The organism is Jiangella anatolica, assembly GCF_003236295.1.
GTDB classification, from domain to species: Bacteria; Actinomycetota; Actinomycetes; order Jiangellales; family Jiangellaceae; genus Jiangella; species Jiangella anatolica.
The window spans coordinates 59,716-73,112 of the sequence record NZ_POTW01000009.1 but is presented as its reverse complement, the minus strand read 5'-3'; the positions used below and the strand labels follow the sequence as shown (position 1 = coordinate 73,112).

Annotated in this window: 15 protein-coding genes; 11 read left to right on the top strand and 4 right to left on the bottom strand. The window is 73.9% G+C overall.

Translation table 11 applies throughout. The annotated features are described in order from the left end of the window. Positions 1 to 80: 80 nt before the first annotated feature. The 7 genes from C1I92_RS05600 (at position 81) to C1I92_RS05570 (ending at position 7,379) form a co-directional block, all read left to right on the top strand. Positions 81 to 1,652, top strand: a complete 1,572-nt coding sequence (locus C1I92_RS05600) for a molybdopterin-dependent oxidoreductase (RefSeq protein ID WP_111253682.1) — start codon at positions 81 to 83, stop codon at positions 1,650 to 1,652. 45 nt (positions 1,653 to 1,697) lie between these two features. Beyond that, the gene (locus C1I92_RS05595; protein WP_111253681.1) at positions 1,698 to 2,378 is read left to right on the top strand and encodes a fasciclin domain-containing protein; all 681 of its coding nucleotides are present in this window, start codon (positions 1,698 to 1,700) and stop codon (positions 2,376 to 2,378) included. Between the two features lie 106 nt (positions 2,379 to 2,484). Further along, complete coding sequence (sigK, locus tag C1I92_RS05590; RefSeq protein ID WP_111253680.1) at positions 2,485 to 3,078, top strand: ECF RNA polymerase sigma factor SigK; 594 nt, start codon at positions 2,485 to 2,487, stop codon at positions 3,076 to 3,078. Beyond that, positions 3,075 to 3,809 carry an anti-sigma factor gene (locus tag C1I92_RS05585; protein WP_111253679.1) on the top strand — a complete coding sequence of 245 codons (735 nt, stop codon included), beginning with the start codon at positions 3,075 to 3,077 and terminating at the stop codon, positions 3,807 to 3,809. The genes sigK and C1I92_RS05585 overlap by 4 nt, the downstream gene beginning before the upstream one ends. Before the next feature lie 175 nt (positions 3,810 to 3,984). Further along, positions 3,985 to 5,901 carry a hypothetical protein gene (locus C1I92_RS05580; protein ID WP_146605030.1) on the top strand — a complete coding sequence of 639 codons (1,917 nt, stop codon included), beginning with the start codon at positions 3,985 to 3,987 and terminating at the stop codon, positions 5,899 to 5,901. 9 nt (positions 5,902 to 5,910) lie between these two features. After that, a complete protein-coding gene (locus tag C1I92_RS05575; RefSeq protein ID WP_111253677.1) occupies positions 5,911 to 6,744 on the top strand; it encodes a DUF4397 domain-containing protein in 834 nt (277 codons plus the stop codon). Further along, positions 6,741 to 7,379 (top strand): class F sortase, encoded by a 639-nt coding sequence (locus C1I92_RS05570; protein WP_111253676.1) that lies wholly within the window; start codon positions 6,741 to 6,743, stop codon positions 7,377 to 7,379. The genes C1I92_RS05575 and C1I92_RS05570 overlap by 4 nt, the downstream gene beginning before the upstream one ends. On the opposite strand, the gene C1I92_RS05565 is transcribed toward C1I92_RS05570, so the two are convergent. Further along, complete coding sequence (locus C1I92_RS05565; RefSeq protein WP_199520977.1) at positions 7,367 to 8,512, bottom strand: L,D-transpeptidase family protein; 1,146 nt, start codon at positions 8,510 to 8,512, stop codon at positions 7,367 to 7,369. The two genes, C1I92_RS05570 and C1I92_RS05565, sit on opposite strands and share 13 nt — an antisense overlap. A gap of 226 nt (positions 8,513 to 8,738) precedes the next feature. On the opposite strand from C1I92_RS05565, the gene mshA reads away from it, so the two are divergent. Genes mshA through C1I92_RS05550 form a run of 3 tightly spaced genes read left to right on the top strand, consistent with a single transcriptional unit; the run spans position 8,739 to position 11,255 of the window. Next, a complete protein-coding gene (gene mshA / locus C1I92_RS05560; RefSeq protein WP_111253674.1) occupies positions 8,739 to 10,007 on the top strand; it encodes a D-inositol-3-phosphate glycosyltransferase in 1,269 nt (422 codons plus the stop codon). Next, entirely contained in the window at positions 10,004 to 10,498 is a 495-nt protein-coding gene (locus C1I92_RS05555) for a type III secretion system chaperone family protein (RefSeq protein WP_111253673.1), read from the top strand. The genes mshA and C1I92_RS05555 overlap by 4 nt, the downstream gene beginning before the upstream one ends. Positions 10,499 to 10,508: 10 nt before the next feature. Further along, positions 10,509 to 11,255 carry a phosphoglyceromutase gene (locus C1I92_RS05550; protein ID WP_233506860.1) on the top strand — a complete coding sequence of 249 codons (747 nt, stop codon included), beginning with the start codon at positions 10,509 to 10,511 and terminating at the stop codon, positions 11,253 to 11,255. Here the strand turns inward: C1I92_RS05550 and C1I92_RS05545 are convergent. Together C1I92_RS05545 and C1I92_RS05540 are read right to left on the bottom strand one after the other, a co-directional pair. Next, complete coding sequence (locus C1I92_RS05545) at positions 11,252 to 11,557, bottom strand: type II toxin-antitoxin system PemK/MazF family toxin (RefSeq protein WP_111253672.1); 306 nt, start codon at positions 11,555 to 11,557, stop codon at positions 11,252 to 11,254. The genes C1I92_RS05550 and C1I92_RS05545 overlap by 4 nt on opposite strands. Beyond that, positions 11,557 to 11,793, bottom strand: a complete 237-nt coding sequence (locus tag C1I92_RS05540) for a ribbon-helix-helix domain-containing protein (RefSeq protein ID WP_111253671.1) — start codon at positions 11,791 to 11,793, stop codon at positions 11,557 to 11,559. Before C1I92_RS05540 ends, C1I92_RS05545 begins: the two co-directional genes overlap by 1 nt. 88 nt (positions 11,794 to 11,881) lie before the next feature. On the opposite strand from C1I92_RS05540, the gene C1I92_RS05535 reads away from it, so the two are divergent. Beyond that, positions 11,882 to 12,559: a FadR/GntR family transcriptional regulator gene (locus C1I92_RS05535; protein WP_111253670.1), complete on the top strand. Its 678-nt coding sequence runs from the start codon at positions 11,882 to 11,884 to the stop codon at positions 12,557 to 12,559. A gap of 151 nt (positions 12,560 to 12,710) precedes the next feature. On the opposite strand, the gene phoU is transcribed toward C1I92_RS05535, so the two are convergent. Next, positions 12,711 to 13,388, bottom strand: coding sequence for a phosphate signaling complex protein PhoU (gene phoU / locus C1I92_RS05530; protein WP_233506858.1), 678 nt, complete (start codon positions 13,386 to 13,388; stop codon positions 12,711 to 12,713). Between the last annotated feature and the right edge of the window lie 9 nt (positions 13,389 to 13,397).

Here is a 13,397-nt window from a genome sequence, read left to right as displayed (position 1 = left end):
GCAAGAACGAGTTCGACCCCGGAACGGCTGATTCCGAAGGCGGCACCAATCCGCGCCCAGGACGGCGCCGAACACCCGGCATGATCGCGACGACGGACCGTCAGCCCGGCCGCAGAGGCGCGAGCGCCGCCGTGGCCGCGCTGGCCGGGATCGCGGCCGGTGCGCTCACGCTCGGCGTCGGCGAGTTGGTGGCGGCCGTGGCGGTCGAGCCGGCCGCGGCGCCCTTCCTGGCCGTCGGCAACGCGTTCGTCGACCTGACGCCGGAGTGGCTGAAGAGCTTCGCGATCCGCACGTTCGGCGAGAACGACAAGCAGGTCCTGCTGGCCGGGATGGGCGCGGTGCTGCTGGTGCTCTCCACGGCCGGCGGGCTGCTGGAGCTCCGGCGGCGGCGGGCCGGGGTGATCCTGCTGACGGCGCTCGGCGCGGTCGCCGTCGTCGCGGCGGTCAACCGGCCGACGGCGACCGCGGCCTGGGCGCTTCCGGCCGTCGCCGGGGTGATCGCGGGCGCCCTCGCGCTGACGTTGCTCGTGGGGCGACTCCGGGCGGCGCCGGCGGAGGCCGGACCCGGCGCCGATGCTCCGCGGCCGCCGCGGCGTCAGGTCCTGCTGCTGACGGCGGCCGTGGCCGGCCTGGCCGTGCTCACCGCCGTCGGCGGGCGGCGGTTCGGGCGGACGCTGGCCGACGTGCGGGCGGCGCGGGACGCGCTGCGGCTACCGGCCGCGGCCGATCCGGCGCCGGCACCACCCGCGGCCGCCCGCCTCGACGTCGCCGGGCTCACCCCGTACGTCACCGCGAACGGCGACTTCTACCGCGTCGACACCGCGCTCGACCTGCCGCGGGTGGTGCCGGCGGACTGGCGGCTGCGCATCCACGGGATGGTTCGCCGGGAGGTCGAGCTCGACTTCGACGACGTCCTCGGGCTGGACCTGGTGGAGCGCATGATCACGCTCACCTGCGTCTCCAACGAGGTCGGCGGCGAGCTGGCCGGCAACGCCGTCTGGCTCGGCTATCCGCTGGCCGACCTGCTGGCCCGCGCGGACCCGGACCCCGACGCGGACCTGCTGCTCTCGACCAGCGCCGACGGCTTCACCGCCGGCACCCCGGTGGACGTCGTGACCGACGGGCGGGACGCGCTGCTGGCGATCGGCATGAACGGCGAGCCGCTGCCGGTGGAACACGGCTTCCCGGCCCGGCTCGTCGTGCCCGGCCTCTACGGCTACGTGTCGGCCACCAAGTGGGTCACCGACCTGGAGCTGACCCGGTTCGACCGCGCCACCGCCTACTGGACCGACCGCGGCTGGGCGGCGAAGGCGCCGATCAAGACCGCGTCGCGCATCGACGTCCCCGGCTCGTTCGCCGACCTGACCGCCGGGAGGAACGTCGTCGCCGGGGTGGCGTGGGCGCAGCACCGCGGCATCGCCGCCGTCGAGGTGCAGGTCGACGACGGCGACTGGCGGCGGGCGCGGCTGGCGGCCGAGGCGTCCACCGACGTCTGGCGGCAGTGGTCCTGGGAGTGGGACGCCGAGCCCGGCAACCACACGCTGCGCGTCCGCGCCACCGACGGCGCCGGCGAGCGGCAGACCGACGAGCAGGCGCCGCCGTTCCCGGACGGGTCCAGCGGCTGGCATTCGGTGGTGGTGCGCGTGACCTGACGCCCGAGTCCACCCGAGAACCAACCCACCACGAGAGGAACCGACATGAAGCGCATGACCAGGCGAGTCCCCGTCCTGCTGGCGACGGCGGCCGCGTTCACCCTGACCCTGTCCGCTTGCAGCGACGACGACGGCGGCAGCGACGGCGGCGACAGCACCGCCCAGCCCAGCGAGGAGGCGCCGCCGGCCGACGAGCCCGATGAGACCGACGCGATGACGGAGGAGCCGGCGGCGGCCGGACCGGTCGGCCCGGGCTGCGCCGACTACGCGTCCCAGGTGCCCGACGGCGAGGGATCGGTCGCGGGCATGTCCGACGACCCGGTCGCCGTGGCGGCGTCGAACAACCCGATCCTGACGACGCTCGTCTCCGCGGTCTCGGGTGAGCTGAACCCGCAGGTGAACCTCGTCGACACGCTCAACGGCGCCGAGTTCACCGTCTTCGCGCCGGTGGACGAGGCGTTCGCCGCGGTCGACCCGGCGACGATCCAGACGCTGACGACCGACGCCGACCTGCTCACGACGGTGCTGACGTACCACGTGGTGCCGGGTCAGCTGGCGCCGGAGGACGTCGTCGGCGAGCAGACGACGGTCCAGGGCGGCGCCGTGACGGTCGCCGGGACGCCGGACGCGCTGACGGTCAACGACGCCAACGTGATCTGCGGTGGCGTCACGACCGCCAACGCGACCGTCTATCTGATCGACGGCGTGCTGATGCCGCCGATGTGATGCGGGCCGCGCGGGTGAGCGAGGAGCGTCGGACCACCGGCGTCCCGCTCACCCGCGACCACAACTCCGAAACACCTGCGACGATGCAGGGGCGAGAGGACGGACGATGGTGACGTTGCGATCGGTGCCGGCCGGCGAGCCGGACCCCGAGCCGGGCGACCGGCTGGGCCGGCTGCTGGATCGCTGCGCCCGCGGCGACACCGCCGCGTTCGAGCAGGTCTACGACGCCGTGGCCGGCCCGGTGCTGGGCATCGCCACCACGGTGGTGCGCAACCGGGCGCTGGCCGAGGAGGTCGCGCAGGAGGTGCTGGTCGAGGTCTGGCGGACGTCGTCGCGCTACCAGCCCGACCGGGGCAGCGCCCGCGGCTGGATCCTCACCATCGCGCACCGCCGCGCGGTGGACCGGGTCCGCAGCGAGCAGGCCGACACGGACCGGGCCGAGCGGGTGGCCCGGCGCGACGACGAGCGGCCCTACGACCACGTGGCCGACGAGGTGGAGGCGACGGTGGAGCGCGAGCAGGTGCGCCGCTGCCTGGACTCGCTGACCGACCTGCAGCGCGAGTCCGTCGCGCTGGCCTACTACGACGGCTACACCTATCGCGAGGTCGCGCAGCTGTTGCATGCTCCCCTCGGAACGGTCAAGACGCGGCTGCGCGACGGCCTGGCCCGGCTGCGCGACTGCATGGGGGTGGGGCGATGAACAAGCCCGTTGACGCCGGCATCCACACGCTGGCCGCGCCATACGCGCTGCACGCGCTGCCCGCGGACGAGGCGCGCCGGTTCGAGCAGCACCTGGAGCGGTGCGCGGACTGCCGCGTCGAGGTCGACGAGTTGCGCGAGACCGCCGCCCGGCTGGGCGCGGCCGCCGCCGTCACGCCGCCGCCCCGGCTGCGCGAGAACGTCATCTCCCGCATCGCCGAAGTGCGGCCGCTGCCGCCGCGGGTGGCGGACGGCCAGACACTGCGGCGCTGGTGGCCGCGGATCGCGACCGGGCTGGTCGCGGCGCTGGTGGCCGGCATCGTCGTGCTGGGGATCCGGCTCGACGACGCGCGCGACGAGCTGGACCGGTCCGAGCAGATCAGCGCGCAGCTGCAGCAGCTGGTCGGCGCCGACGATCTGGAGGTGGTGCGGACCCAGGCGGGCGACGGCACCGGCACCGTGCTGCTGGCCCGCTCCCTGGACCTGGCCGTGTTCAGCGGCGACGGCATGGCCCCGGCGCCGGCCGGCCACACCTACCAGCTGTGGGTCATGCACGACGACGGCAGCGTCGTCTCCGCGGGGGTGCTGGGCAGTCCGCCGGACGGCCGCGTCGGCCCGGTGACGGCGCGCGGCCTGGCCGGCGCCGGCCGACTGGGCATCACGGTCGAGCCCGGCGGCGGGTCGCGGCAGCCCACCACGGACCCCGTGATGGTGATCGAACTGCCGGATTGATCCAAAAGTGGATCACGACAATTCGGTCCACATAGTCATAATCCGGTATACACTCCCGCCGAAGACTGATGGTCAGGAACCGCGAGCCTGACCTGCTCGGTGGGTTCGGTCTGGCGCTGCCATGCCGTACGCCGGTGCGCAGGTCTGTGCGACACCTCGGGGGGAGGCGTCGGCGTTGCGCGACACAGTGTCGACTCTTCCTGCGCTGCCGCTGGACCTCGACGAGCTGCGGCTGCCGATCCCGGTACAGCCGCGCCCGCCGCGGCCGCGTCCGGTGCGCACCTGGTTCCGCCGGCACGGCCCGGACGTCGCCTGGCTGGTGCCGCTGCTGGTGCTGACCGGCTTCGTCCACGCCGCCGGGATGACCCGCTCGCCCGGGTTCGCCGAGGTCGAGGGCCGGACAGTGGAACGGATCGCCGCCGGTGCGTGGTCGCTGCCCGGCGACCTCGGCATCGCCCAGCTGGCCGCGTGGGTCGACCTCGCCGGCGCGCTGGACCGGGCCGGCTACGCCGTCGCCGCCGGACGCGAGGCGATGCTGGTCGTGCTGCTGCTCGGCGTGGTCCTGCTGTGGCTGCTGGCTCGCCGGCTGGCGGTGCCGCGCCCGGCCGCCGCGGTCGCCGTCGTCGTCTTCGCCGTCTCGCCGCTGGCCCTGCACGTCCACCGGATGGTGCTGGTCGAGCACGTCGCCGTGCTGTGGACGCTGCTGGCGTTCGCGCTCGCGACGGCCCGCCGCCGGCAACCGGTCGCGTTCGCCGCGGCCGCGGCGGCCCTGCTGCTCGCCGTGCTGACCGAGCCGAGCTTCCTGCTGTTCGCGCCGTTCGTCGTGTGGACGATGTGGCAGCAGGTGAGGGCGCGGGCGGCGCGGCTGGCGCTGACCGCGGCCGCCGCGACGACGGCCGCGGGTGGCTACCTGTACGTGCTGCTCACGCTCGGCGACGCCGGGGTGCCGGCGCCGGAGCGATGGTGGACGCTGGACCCCGTGCTGGTCGTGGCCGGCCCGGCCGCGGCCGCCGCCGCGATGCTGTTCCGGCCGCTGCGCCCGCCGGCCGCCGCGCTGCTGACACTGGTGCCGCTGATCGTCGTGCCGGCCGGCCCGGTGCCGGTCGCGCTCGTGGTCGCGGGGCTGCCGCTGGCCGCGCTGCTGATCCCCGCCACCGCGCACCGGCTGATCGTCCGGCTGCTGCGGGTGCGCGGCCGGCCCGAGGCGACGCCGCTGGGCATCATGGCCGCGACGGCCGCCGCCGCGCTGGTCGTGGCCGTGACGGCGACCTGGCCGGGCGAGCTGCGCCCGCTGCTGCGCGCCGACGCGACGACCACCGTCGGCCAGGCGGAGCGGTGGCTGCAGGCGAACGTCGACCGCGACGCCCGGCTGATCGTCGACCACACGATCCGCACCGACCTGCTCCGGTCCGGGTTCGCCGTCAGCGCCGTGCTGCCGTTCACCAGCTTCCCGGCCGCGGTGACGCCGGAGGACGTGCTGCCGGCCGTCACCGTCGCGACGACGGAACCGCTGAGGCCGGCGCCGCCGGACTGGACCCACTACGACTACGTCGTGTCGACGCCGGCGCTGCGCGGCGACGAGACCGAGCGGCCCGAGGTGCGCACCGCGCTGGCCGAGTCCACCGTCGTCGCCGCGTTCGGCGCCGGCGCCGCCCGGATCGAGATCCGGGCGATCCATCCGCTCGGCCGTGACGTCGCGGAGGCCGTCGCCGCCGCCGACCGGCGCACCGTCCGCTACTCGACCCGCCAGCTGCTGCGCAACGACGCCCTCACCTTCGACGCCGGCGCGCGTGCGATCGCGACCGCCGGCCGGATCGACCCGCGGCTGGTGATCGTGCTCGGCAAGCTCTCCGGCACGCACGAGCTGGACGTTTCGCTGCCCGCGCTGCCCGGCGAGGACGACGGCGTGCGCCGCCGGGTGGTCCTCGGCGGGCTGCCGACCGACGACGAGGCCGCGCGGCTGGCGCTCTGGCTGCTCGGGCAGCCGCCGCCGTTCACGCCGCTGTCGGTCGACACCGACGGGACCACCGTCATCGCCACCTACTCGCTGGTCGCACCCCGCGACCTGCTCCCCGATCCACCGCAGCACTAGGAGATCTGAATGAACCGCATCGTCATGTCACTGGCCACGGCCGTCGGAGTCGTCGCCCTGGCCGCCGGCGCCGCCACCGGCGCCCAGGGGACCGAGGAGCCGGCGGCCGCGGGCTGGGCCCGGCTGGCCCACCTGTCGCCCGACACTCCCGAGGTCGACGTCAGCCTGACCGGCCTGGACGGCGCGTCCGTCCTGGAGCTGGAGGACGTCGGCTACGGCGACGTGTCCAACTACGCCCGGCTGCCCGCCGGCACCTACTCCGCCGCGATGCGCCCGGCCGGCGCACCGGCCGACTCCGAGCCGGTCATCACGGCCGCGGTCGAGGTCGAGGACGGCGTCGCCATCACCGTCGCCGCGGTCGGCATGAACGCCGAGCTGTCCGGCCGGATCCTCGTCGACGACCTGACGGCGCCGGCGGCCGGCCAGGCCCGGGTCCGGCTGATCTCGGCCGCGGTCTCGTCGCCGTCGGTCAGCGTCACCACCGACACCGGGACCGTGCTCGCGGACAACGCCGAGTTCGGCACCGCGACCGCCTACAGCGAGCTGGCCGGCGGCCGCTGGGCGCTGGACATCAGCAGCGACGCCGGCACCGGCAGCACCGACGTCGACCTCGCGGCCGGCAGCGTCAACACGCTGTTCGTGCTCGACGTCGACGGTGAGCTGAACGTCATCGGCGTCGTGGACAGCACCGGCACGCCGGAGGCGCCGGCCGGCGGCGTGCAGACCGGCGGCCGCGGGATGACGGAGGACTCCGGCTGGTCGACGCCGCTCGGCGCGGTCGCGCTGGTGGCCGGGCTGGCCGCCGTCACCGCGGTGCTGGCGCGCCGCCGACGGGTGGCATGAGGCGGACGGCGGCGCTGGTCCTGGCCGTCGTCGCCGTCCTGGGCGGCTGCTCCGGCGATGACGCGACGGTGTCCGCGGCGGGTGGCGCCCCGGCCGCGGCCGCCGTCACGCCCGACGCCCCGACGAGCCCGGCGAGCCCGGCGAGCCCGGCGGCCGACACGGCCGCCGGGCCGCGGCCGATCCCCGTCGACGACACCGTGCCGGTCCGGGTGCGGATCCCGGCGATCGGGGTCGACAGCGGGCTGGAGACGCTGCACCGCGAGGACGACGGCCGGCTGGCCGCGCCCCAGGACTGGCAGTCGGCCGGCTGGTTCGCCGGAGGGCCGGTGCCGGGCGCGTCCGGCCCGGCCGTCCTCGCCGGCCACGTCGACTCGCCGGACGGCCCGGCCGTCTTCGCCGACCTCGCCCGGCTACGTCCCGGCGACCGGGTCGAGGTCGAGCTCGGCGACGGCGCCGTCGCCGTGTTCGAGGTGGACGGCAGCCGGACCGTGCCGCAGGCGGACTTCCCGACCGACGAGGTCTACGGCCCGGTGCCGGACCGGCAGCTCCGCCTGATCACCTGTCACTCGTTCGACGAGGCCGCCGGCCACTACGTCGACAACCTGGTGGTCTTCGCGACCGCTCAGGACCAGTAGACGATGACCTTGTCGCCGACCCGCACCTGATCGAACAGCGACTCGATGGCGTCGCGGTCGCGGACGTTCACGCAGCCGTGCGAGCCGCCGTTGTAGCCGTTGGCGGCGAAGTCGGGCGAGTAGTGCACCGCTTGGCCACCACTGAAGAACATCGCGAACGGCATCGGGGTGTCGTACAGCGACGACACGTGGTCGCGGGACTTCGAGTTGACCTGGAACGCGCCCTCGCGGGTCGGGGTCAGCTCGGTGCCGAACCGGACGTCGAGCGTCATGCGCACCTCGCCGTCGACCACCCAGCGCAGCGTGTTCGTCGACTTGTCGACGCACAGCGCCCGGCCGGTGAGGCAGCGCGGGTCCAGGCCGGCGGTGTCGCCGCCGTTGTTCTCAGGCGCGACGTTGTGCAGCTCGTCCTCGGTCGGCGTGCGGGTCATCGAGACCAGCTTGTCCCAGGTGCGCTGGTCGACCTCGCCGGTGGCGGGGAAGCCGCGCTTGTCCTGGAAGCCCTTGACCGACGCGGTCGTGGTGTCGCCGTAGGTGTCGGTGACGTCGCCGCTGAACCAGTCGATCTGCTTGAGCCGCGCCTGCAGCTCGCGGACCTGGTCGCCGGTGTCGCCGGGGCCGAGGATCGTCGGGCCGGGGGTGAGGACGTTGTTCAGCTCGTCCTCGGTGGGTGTATGGGTCATGTCGACGAGCAGATCCCAGGTGGCCTGGTCGACCTCGCCGGTGGCGGGCAGCTCGCGCTTCTCCTGGAACCCGCTGACGGCGGTCGCGGTGACGGCGTCGAACTCGCCGGTGATGTCCGGCGCGTACCACTGCAGCTGCTTGAGCCGGGCCTGCAGCTCGCGCACCTGGTCGCCGGTGGCGCCGGTGGCCATCAGGGCCGTCGGCGTGGGTGTCGTGGTGGGAGTCGGCGTCGGGGTGTCCGTCGGAGTCGGGGTGGACGTCGCCGTCGGGGTCGGGGTGTCCGAGGGCGTCTCAGCGGGCGGCGTCGCGCTCTGACCGGAGTCCTGTGGGCTGGCCGACGCCGGCTCGTCGCGGCCGAACTGGTTCAGGCCGATGAGCACGGCCGACACCACGGCGACGGCGAGCACGGCGATGAGCGCGCCCATGCCGGCCTTCCTGCCACGCGTCACGTTGGTTCCTCCCCCTCCTGACGGCGTCCCCTCGACGCCGCTCCCACCCTTCAAGACTCACCAAGCCGCGACCAGGTTGCCGTATGGAGGCGGCAATCTCCATCACGACTCGGTATCGGCTACAGGGATTTCTCGGGTGATTCGCAGTTATCCAGGCAAAACAGCAGTAACCGAGCGCACTCTGCCAGGGAATCGGCCACCCCCGCAGGCGGTTGCATCGATTGTGATGCTGGGCACGCGCGGACCGCGCAGGGTGATGATGCTGAGCGTCCACACCTCGCCGCTCGACCAGCCCGGCGGCGGCAACGCCGGCGGCATGAACGTCTACGTCGTCGAGCTGGCCAGGCGGCTGGCCGGGCTCGGCGTCGAGGTCGAGGTGTTCACCCGGGCGACGTCGTCGGACCAGCCGCCGGTGGTCGAGACGGCGCCCGGCGTCCTCGTCCGCCACGTCGCGGCCGGGCCGTACGAGTTGCTGCCGATCGCCGAGGTGCCGGGCCAGTTGTGCTCGTTCACGTCCGGCGTGCTGCGGGCCGAGGCGCGGCGCCCGCCCGGCTGGTACGACGTCGTGCACTCGCACTACTGGCTCTCCGGCCACGTCGGCTGGCTCGCGACCAGCCGGTGGGGCGTCCCGCTGGTGCACTCCATGCACACCATGTCCAAGGTGAAGAACCTGGCGCTGGCCGACGGCGAGCGTCCCGAGCCGCGCGAGCGGGAGCTGGGCGAGGAGCAGGTGGTCGCGGCGGCGGACCTGCTGGTCGCCAGCACCGCCGACGAGGCCGGGCAGCTGGCCCGGCTGTACGGCGCCGACCCGGCCCGGGTCGCCACCGTCCCGCCGGGCGTCGACCTCGACGTGTTCGCGCCCGGCCCGGCGGCCGCGGCCCGGGCCCGGCTGGGGCTGCCCGCCGACGCCGTCGTGCTGCTGTTCGCCGGCCGGATCCAGCCGCTGAAGGCGCCGGACGTGCTGGTGCGGGCCGCGTCCCTGCTGCTGGCCCGCGACCCGGCGCTGCGCGAGCGGCTGGTCGTCGCCGTCGTCGGAGGGCCGTCGGGTTCCGGCCTGGCCGAACCTCATGCGCTGGCTCGTCTGGCCGACTGCCTCGACCTCGCCGACGTCGTCCGCTTCGAGCCGCCGGTGGACCAGCGGGAGCTGGCCGACTGGTACCGCGCCGCCGACGTCACCGCCGTGCCGTCCTACAGCGAGTCGTTCGGGCTGGTGGCGCTGGAGTCGCAGGCCTGCGGGACGCCGGTCGTCGCGGCCGCGGTGGGCGGGCTGCGCACCGCCGTCGCCGACGGCGTCTCCGGCCTGCTGGTCGACGGGCACGACCCGGCCGACTGGGCCGACGCGATCGCCGGGCTGATCGGCGACCCGGACCGGGTGCGCCGCCTCGGCGCCGGCGCGGTGGCACACGCGGCGGAGTTCGGCTGGGACGCGACCGCGGCTCGTATGCTCGACGTCTACACGACGGCGCTGCAGCGACGGCAGGTGATGACGGCATGACCAACGGCGACGGCCCGGCCGCGGTCGTCCGCGACTACCTCGCCGGCTCCGGCCAGCCGTGGGACGAGCCCGCTCCCGGCGAGTTCGCCGTCGAGCTGCCCGGCGAGCGCAAGCTGAAGACGTCCTGCAGCCTCGCCGTCCGCGACCACAGCCTCCTCGTCAGCGCGTTCGTCGCCCGCAAGCCCGACGAGAACCACGAGGCCGTCTACCGCTGGCTGCTGGAGCGCAACGCCCGGCTGTCCGGCGTCGCGTTCGCCGTCGACCGGGCCGGCGACATCTACCTCGTCGGCCGGCTGCCGCTGCACGCCGTCACAGCGGAGGAGGTGGACCGGCTGCTCGGCATCGTGCTCGACACCGCCGACTCCTCGTTCAACACCATCCTGGAGCTGGGGTTCGCCGCGTCCATCCGGCGGGAGTGGGAGTGGCGGCTCGCCCGCGGTGAGTCCACCCGGAACCTGGCCGCGTTCGAGCACCTCAAACCCGCACCGTAAGCTGGCGCCCATGACGTATCGCCTGGTGCTGCTCCGTCACGGCGAGAGCGAGTGGAACGCGAAGAACCTGTTCACCGGGTGGGTCGACGTCGACCTCACCGCGAAGGGCGAGGCCGAGGCCCGCCGCGGCGGCGAGCTGCTGAGGGCGCGCGGCGTGCTGCCCGACGTGCTGCACACCAGCGTGCTGCGCCGGGCCATCCGCACCGCCAACATCACCCTCGACGTCGCCGACCGGCACTGGATCCCGGTGCGGCGGTCGTGGCGGCTCAACGAGCGCCACTACGGCGCGCTGCAGGGCAAGGACAAGAAGCAGACGCTGGCCGAGTTCGGCGAGGAGCAGTTCATGCTCTGGCGTCGCTCCTACGACACCCCGCCGCCGCCGATCGACCCCGGCGACGAGTTCGCCCAGACCGGCGAGCCGCGCTACGCCGACCTGCCGCCGGAGCTGCTGCCGGCCACCGAGTGCCTGAAGGACGTGCTGGAGCGGTTCCTGCCGTACTGGTACGACGCGATCGTGCCGGACCTGCGCCGCGGCCAGACCGTCGCCGTCGTCGCGCACGGCAACTCGCTACGGGCGCTGGTCAAGCACCTCGACGGCATCTCCGACGACGCCATCGCCGGCCTGAACATCCCCACCGGCGTGCCGCTGGTCTACGAGCTGGACGAGTCGCTGCGCCCGGTCACGGCGGGCGGGGAGTATCTCGACCCGGACGCCGCCGCGGCGGCCATCGAGGCGGTCAAGAACCAGGGCCGCTAGTCCGGTCGCAGTTCGAACGCGTTGGCGATGGCCTCGGCGAGGTCGGCTTCCTGCTCTTCCCAGAGGTAGCCGACCTGCCGGCCGACCGCGTCGACCGGCACGGTGACGATGTTGTCGCAGGAGACCACGCACTCGTGGTCGACGCCGTTCCTCGGCCCGAGGCGCACCTCGGTCGAGAGACCTCTGATGGTGCTGGTGATCGGCGCCACGGTGAAGCGGCCGATGTACGGGCGGACGGCTTCCCTGGTCAGCACCAGGGCTGGGCGGGACTTGTCCAGCCTGACGATGTGGATCGGGCGCATCAATCGAGCCCGAGCGGCTTCCCCACGGCCCATTCGGCCAGACCCTGCAGGTCATCGGGATCGTCCTCGAGGGCGGCGTAGATCTTGGCGTCCCGTTCGGCAGCGGCTCGGCGGCGGGCGGCTTCGAGCGCCTCCGTCACGACGGCGGCGCGGCTGGGTGCGTCGCCTGAGGCGACGCGTTCGTCGAGGTATGCCACGACATCGTCGGGCAGCCGGACCGCGATCTGAACCGTCATGCAGTGAGCATACCAACTTGGGATTCAATCTGGTGTGCTCGCCGTGAGCGCATATAGTCCGGCCAGAACCGCGAGGGGGAACGATCGTATGGCCGTGACCGACGACGCCATCGAGAAGATCAAGCAGATGATCGTCAGCGGGGAGCTGAGCCCCGGCGACCGGCTGCCACGCGAGGCCGACCTCGCCGAGCGGCTGGGGCTGTCGCGCAGCTCCCTGCGCGAGGCGGTGCGGGCGCTGTCGCTGATCCACGTGCTCGACGTGCGGCAGGGCGACGGGACCTACGTCACCAGCCTCTCGCCGCACCTGCTGCTCGACGCGATGGCCTTCGTCGTCGACTTCCACCGCGACGACACCGTCCTGCAGTTCCTGGAGGTCCGCCGCATCATCGAGCCCGCCGCCGCGGCCATGGCGGCGACGCGGATGAGCGACGAGGCGCTGGCGAAGCTGGACGCGACGATGGCGCCGCTGGGCCCGGACACCGGCGTCGAGGAGCTGGTCGCCAGCGACCTGGAGTTCCACCGGCTGATCGCCGAGGGCTCCGGCAACCCGGTGCTCTGCTCGCTGGTGGAGAGCCTGTCCGGGCCCACGCACCGGGCCCGGGTGTGGCGTGGCCTGACCCAGGAGTCGGCGGTGGAGCGGACCCTGCAGGAGCACCGCGCGATCGTCGAGGCGATCCGGTCCCGCCAGCCCGACGTCGCCCGCTCCTGGGCGACCGTCCACGTCGCCGGCGTCGAGCAGTGGCTGCGCGAGGCGCTGACGCCCTGACGCGCCGAGCCGCCGGCGCCGCACCGGAGTCGCGGCCTTGGCACGCCGTGGCGTCCCACAATCGCGACATTTCCGGCGCGCCAGGTCACCTGCGGCGTGCCAAGGGCGACGCTGGGGCGTGCCAAGGCGCGACGAGCCCCGTGCGACTAGGTCAGTGGCCGGCGGTGCTGTCGGCCCACTCGATCTCGCCGGTCACCAGGTAGCGCACGTTGGTGGCGATGTGCACGGCGTGGTCGGCGAACCGCTCGTAGTAGCGGCCCAGCAGCGCGATGTCGACGGCCGCCTCGACGCCGCGGTCCCACTGGTCGTCGAGCAGCGCGTGGAACAGCGACCGGTGCAGATGGTCCATCTCGTTGTCGTCCTGGGCCAGCTCGGCGGCGGCCTCGAGGTCGCGGGTGCGCAGCACCTCGGTGGCCTTGGTCGACATCTCGCAGGCGGCCTTGCCCATGGCGGCGAACGTGCCGCGCAGCTCGTCGGGCACGGCGTGGTCGGGGTAGCGCATGCGCGCGACCTTGGCGACGTGGACCGCGAGGTCGCCCATCCGCTCGGCGTCGGACGTGGTGCGCATGGCCGAGGTGACGATGCGCAGCTCGGAGGCGACCGGGCCCTGCGTGGCCATCAGCTCGAGGACCTGCTCGTCGATCTCCAGCTGGTCGCGGTTGATGCTGGAGTCCGATGCCATCGCCTTCTCGGCCGCGTCGAGGTCGGCCTCGAGCAGCGCCTTGGTGGCCAGCCCCATCAGCTCACCGGTCTTGCGGATCATCCCGATCAGGCGGCCGTTGACCTCGTCGAGCTGCTCGTGGTACGCCTCGCGCATTGGCTTCGTCATCCCTGTCGT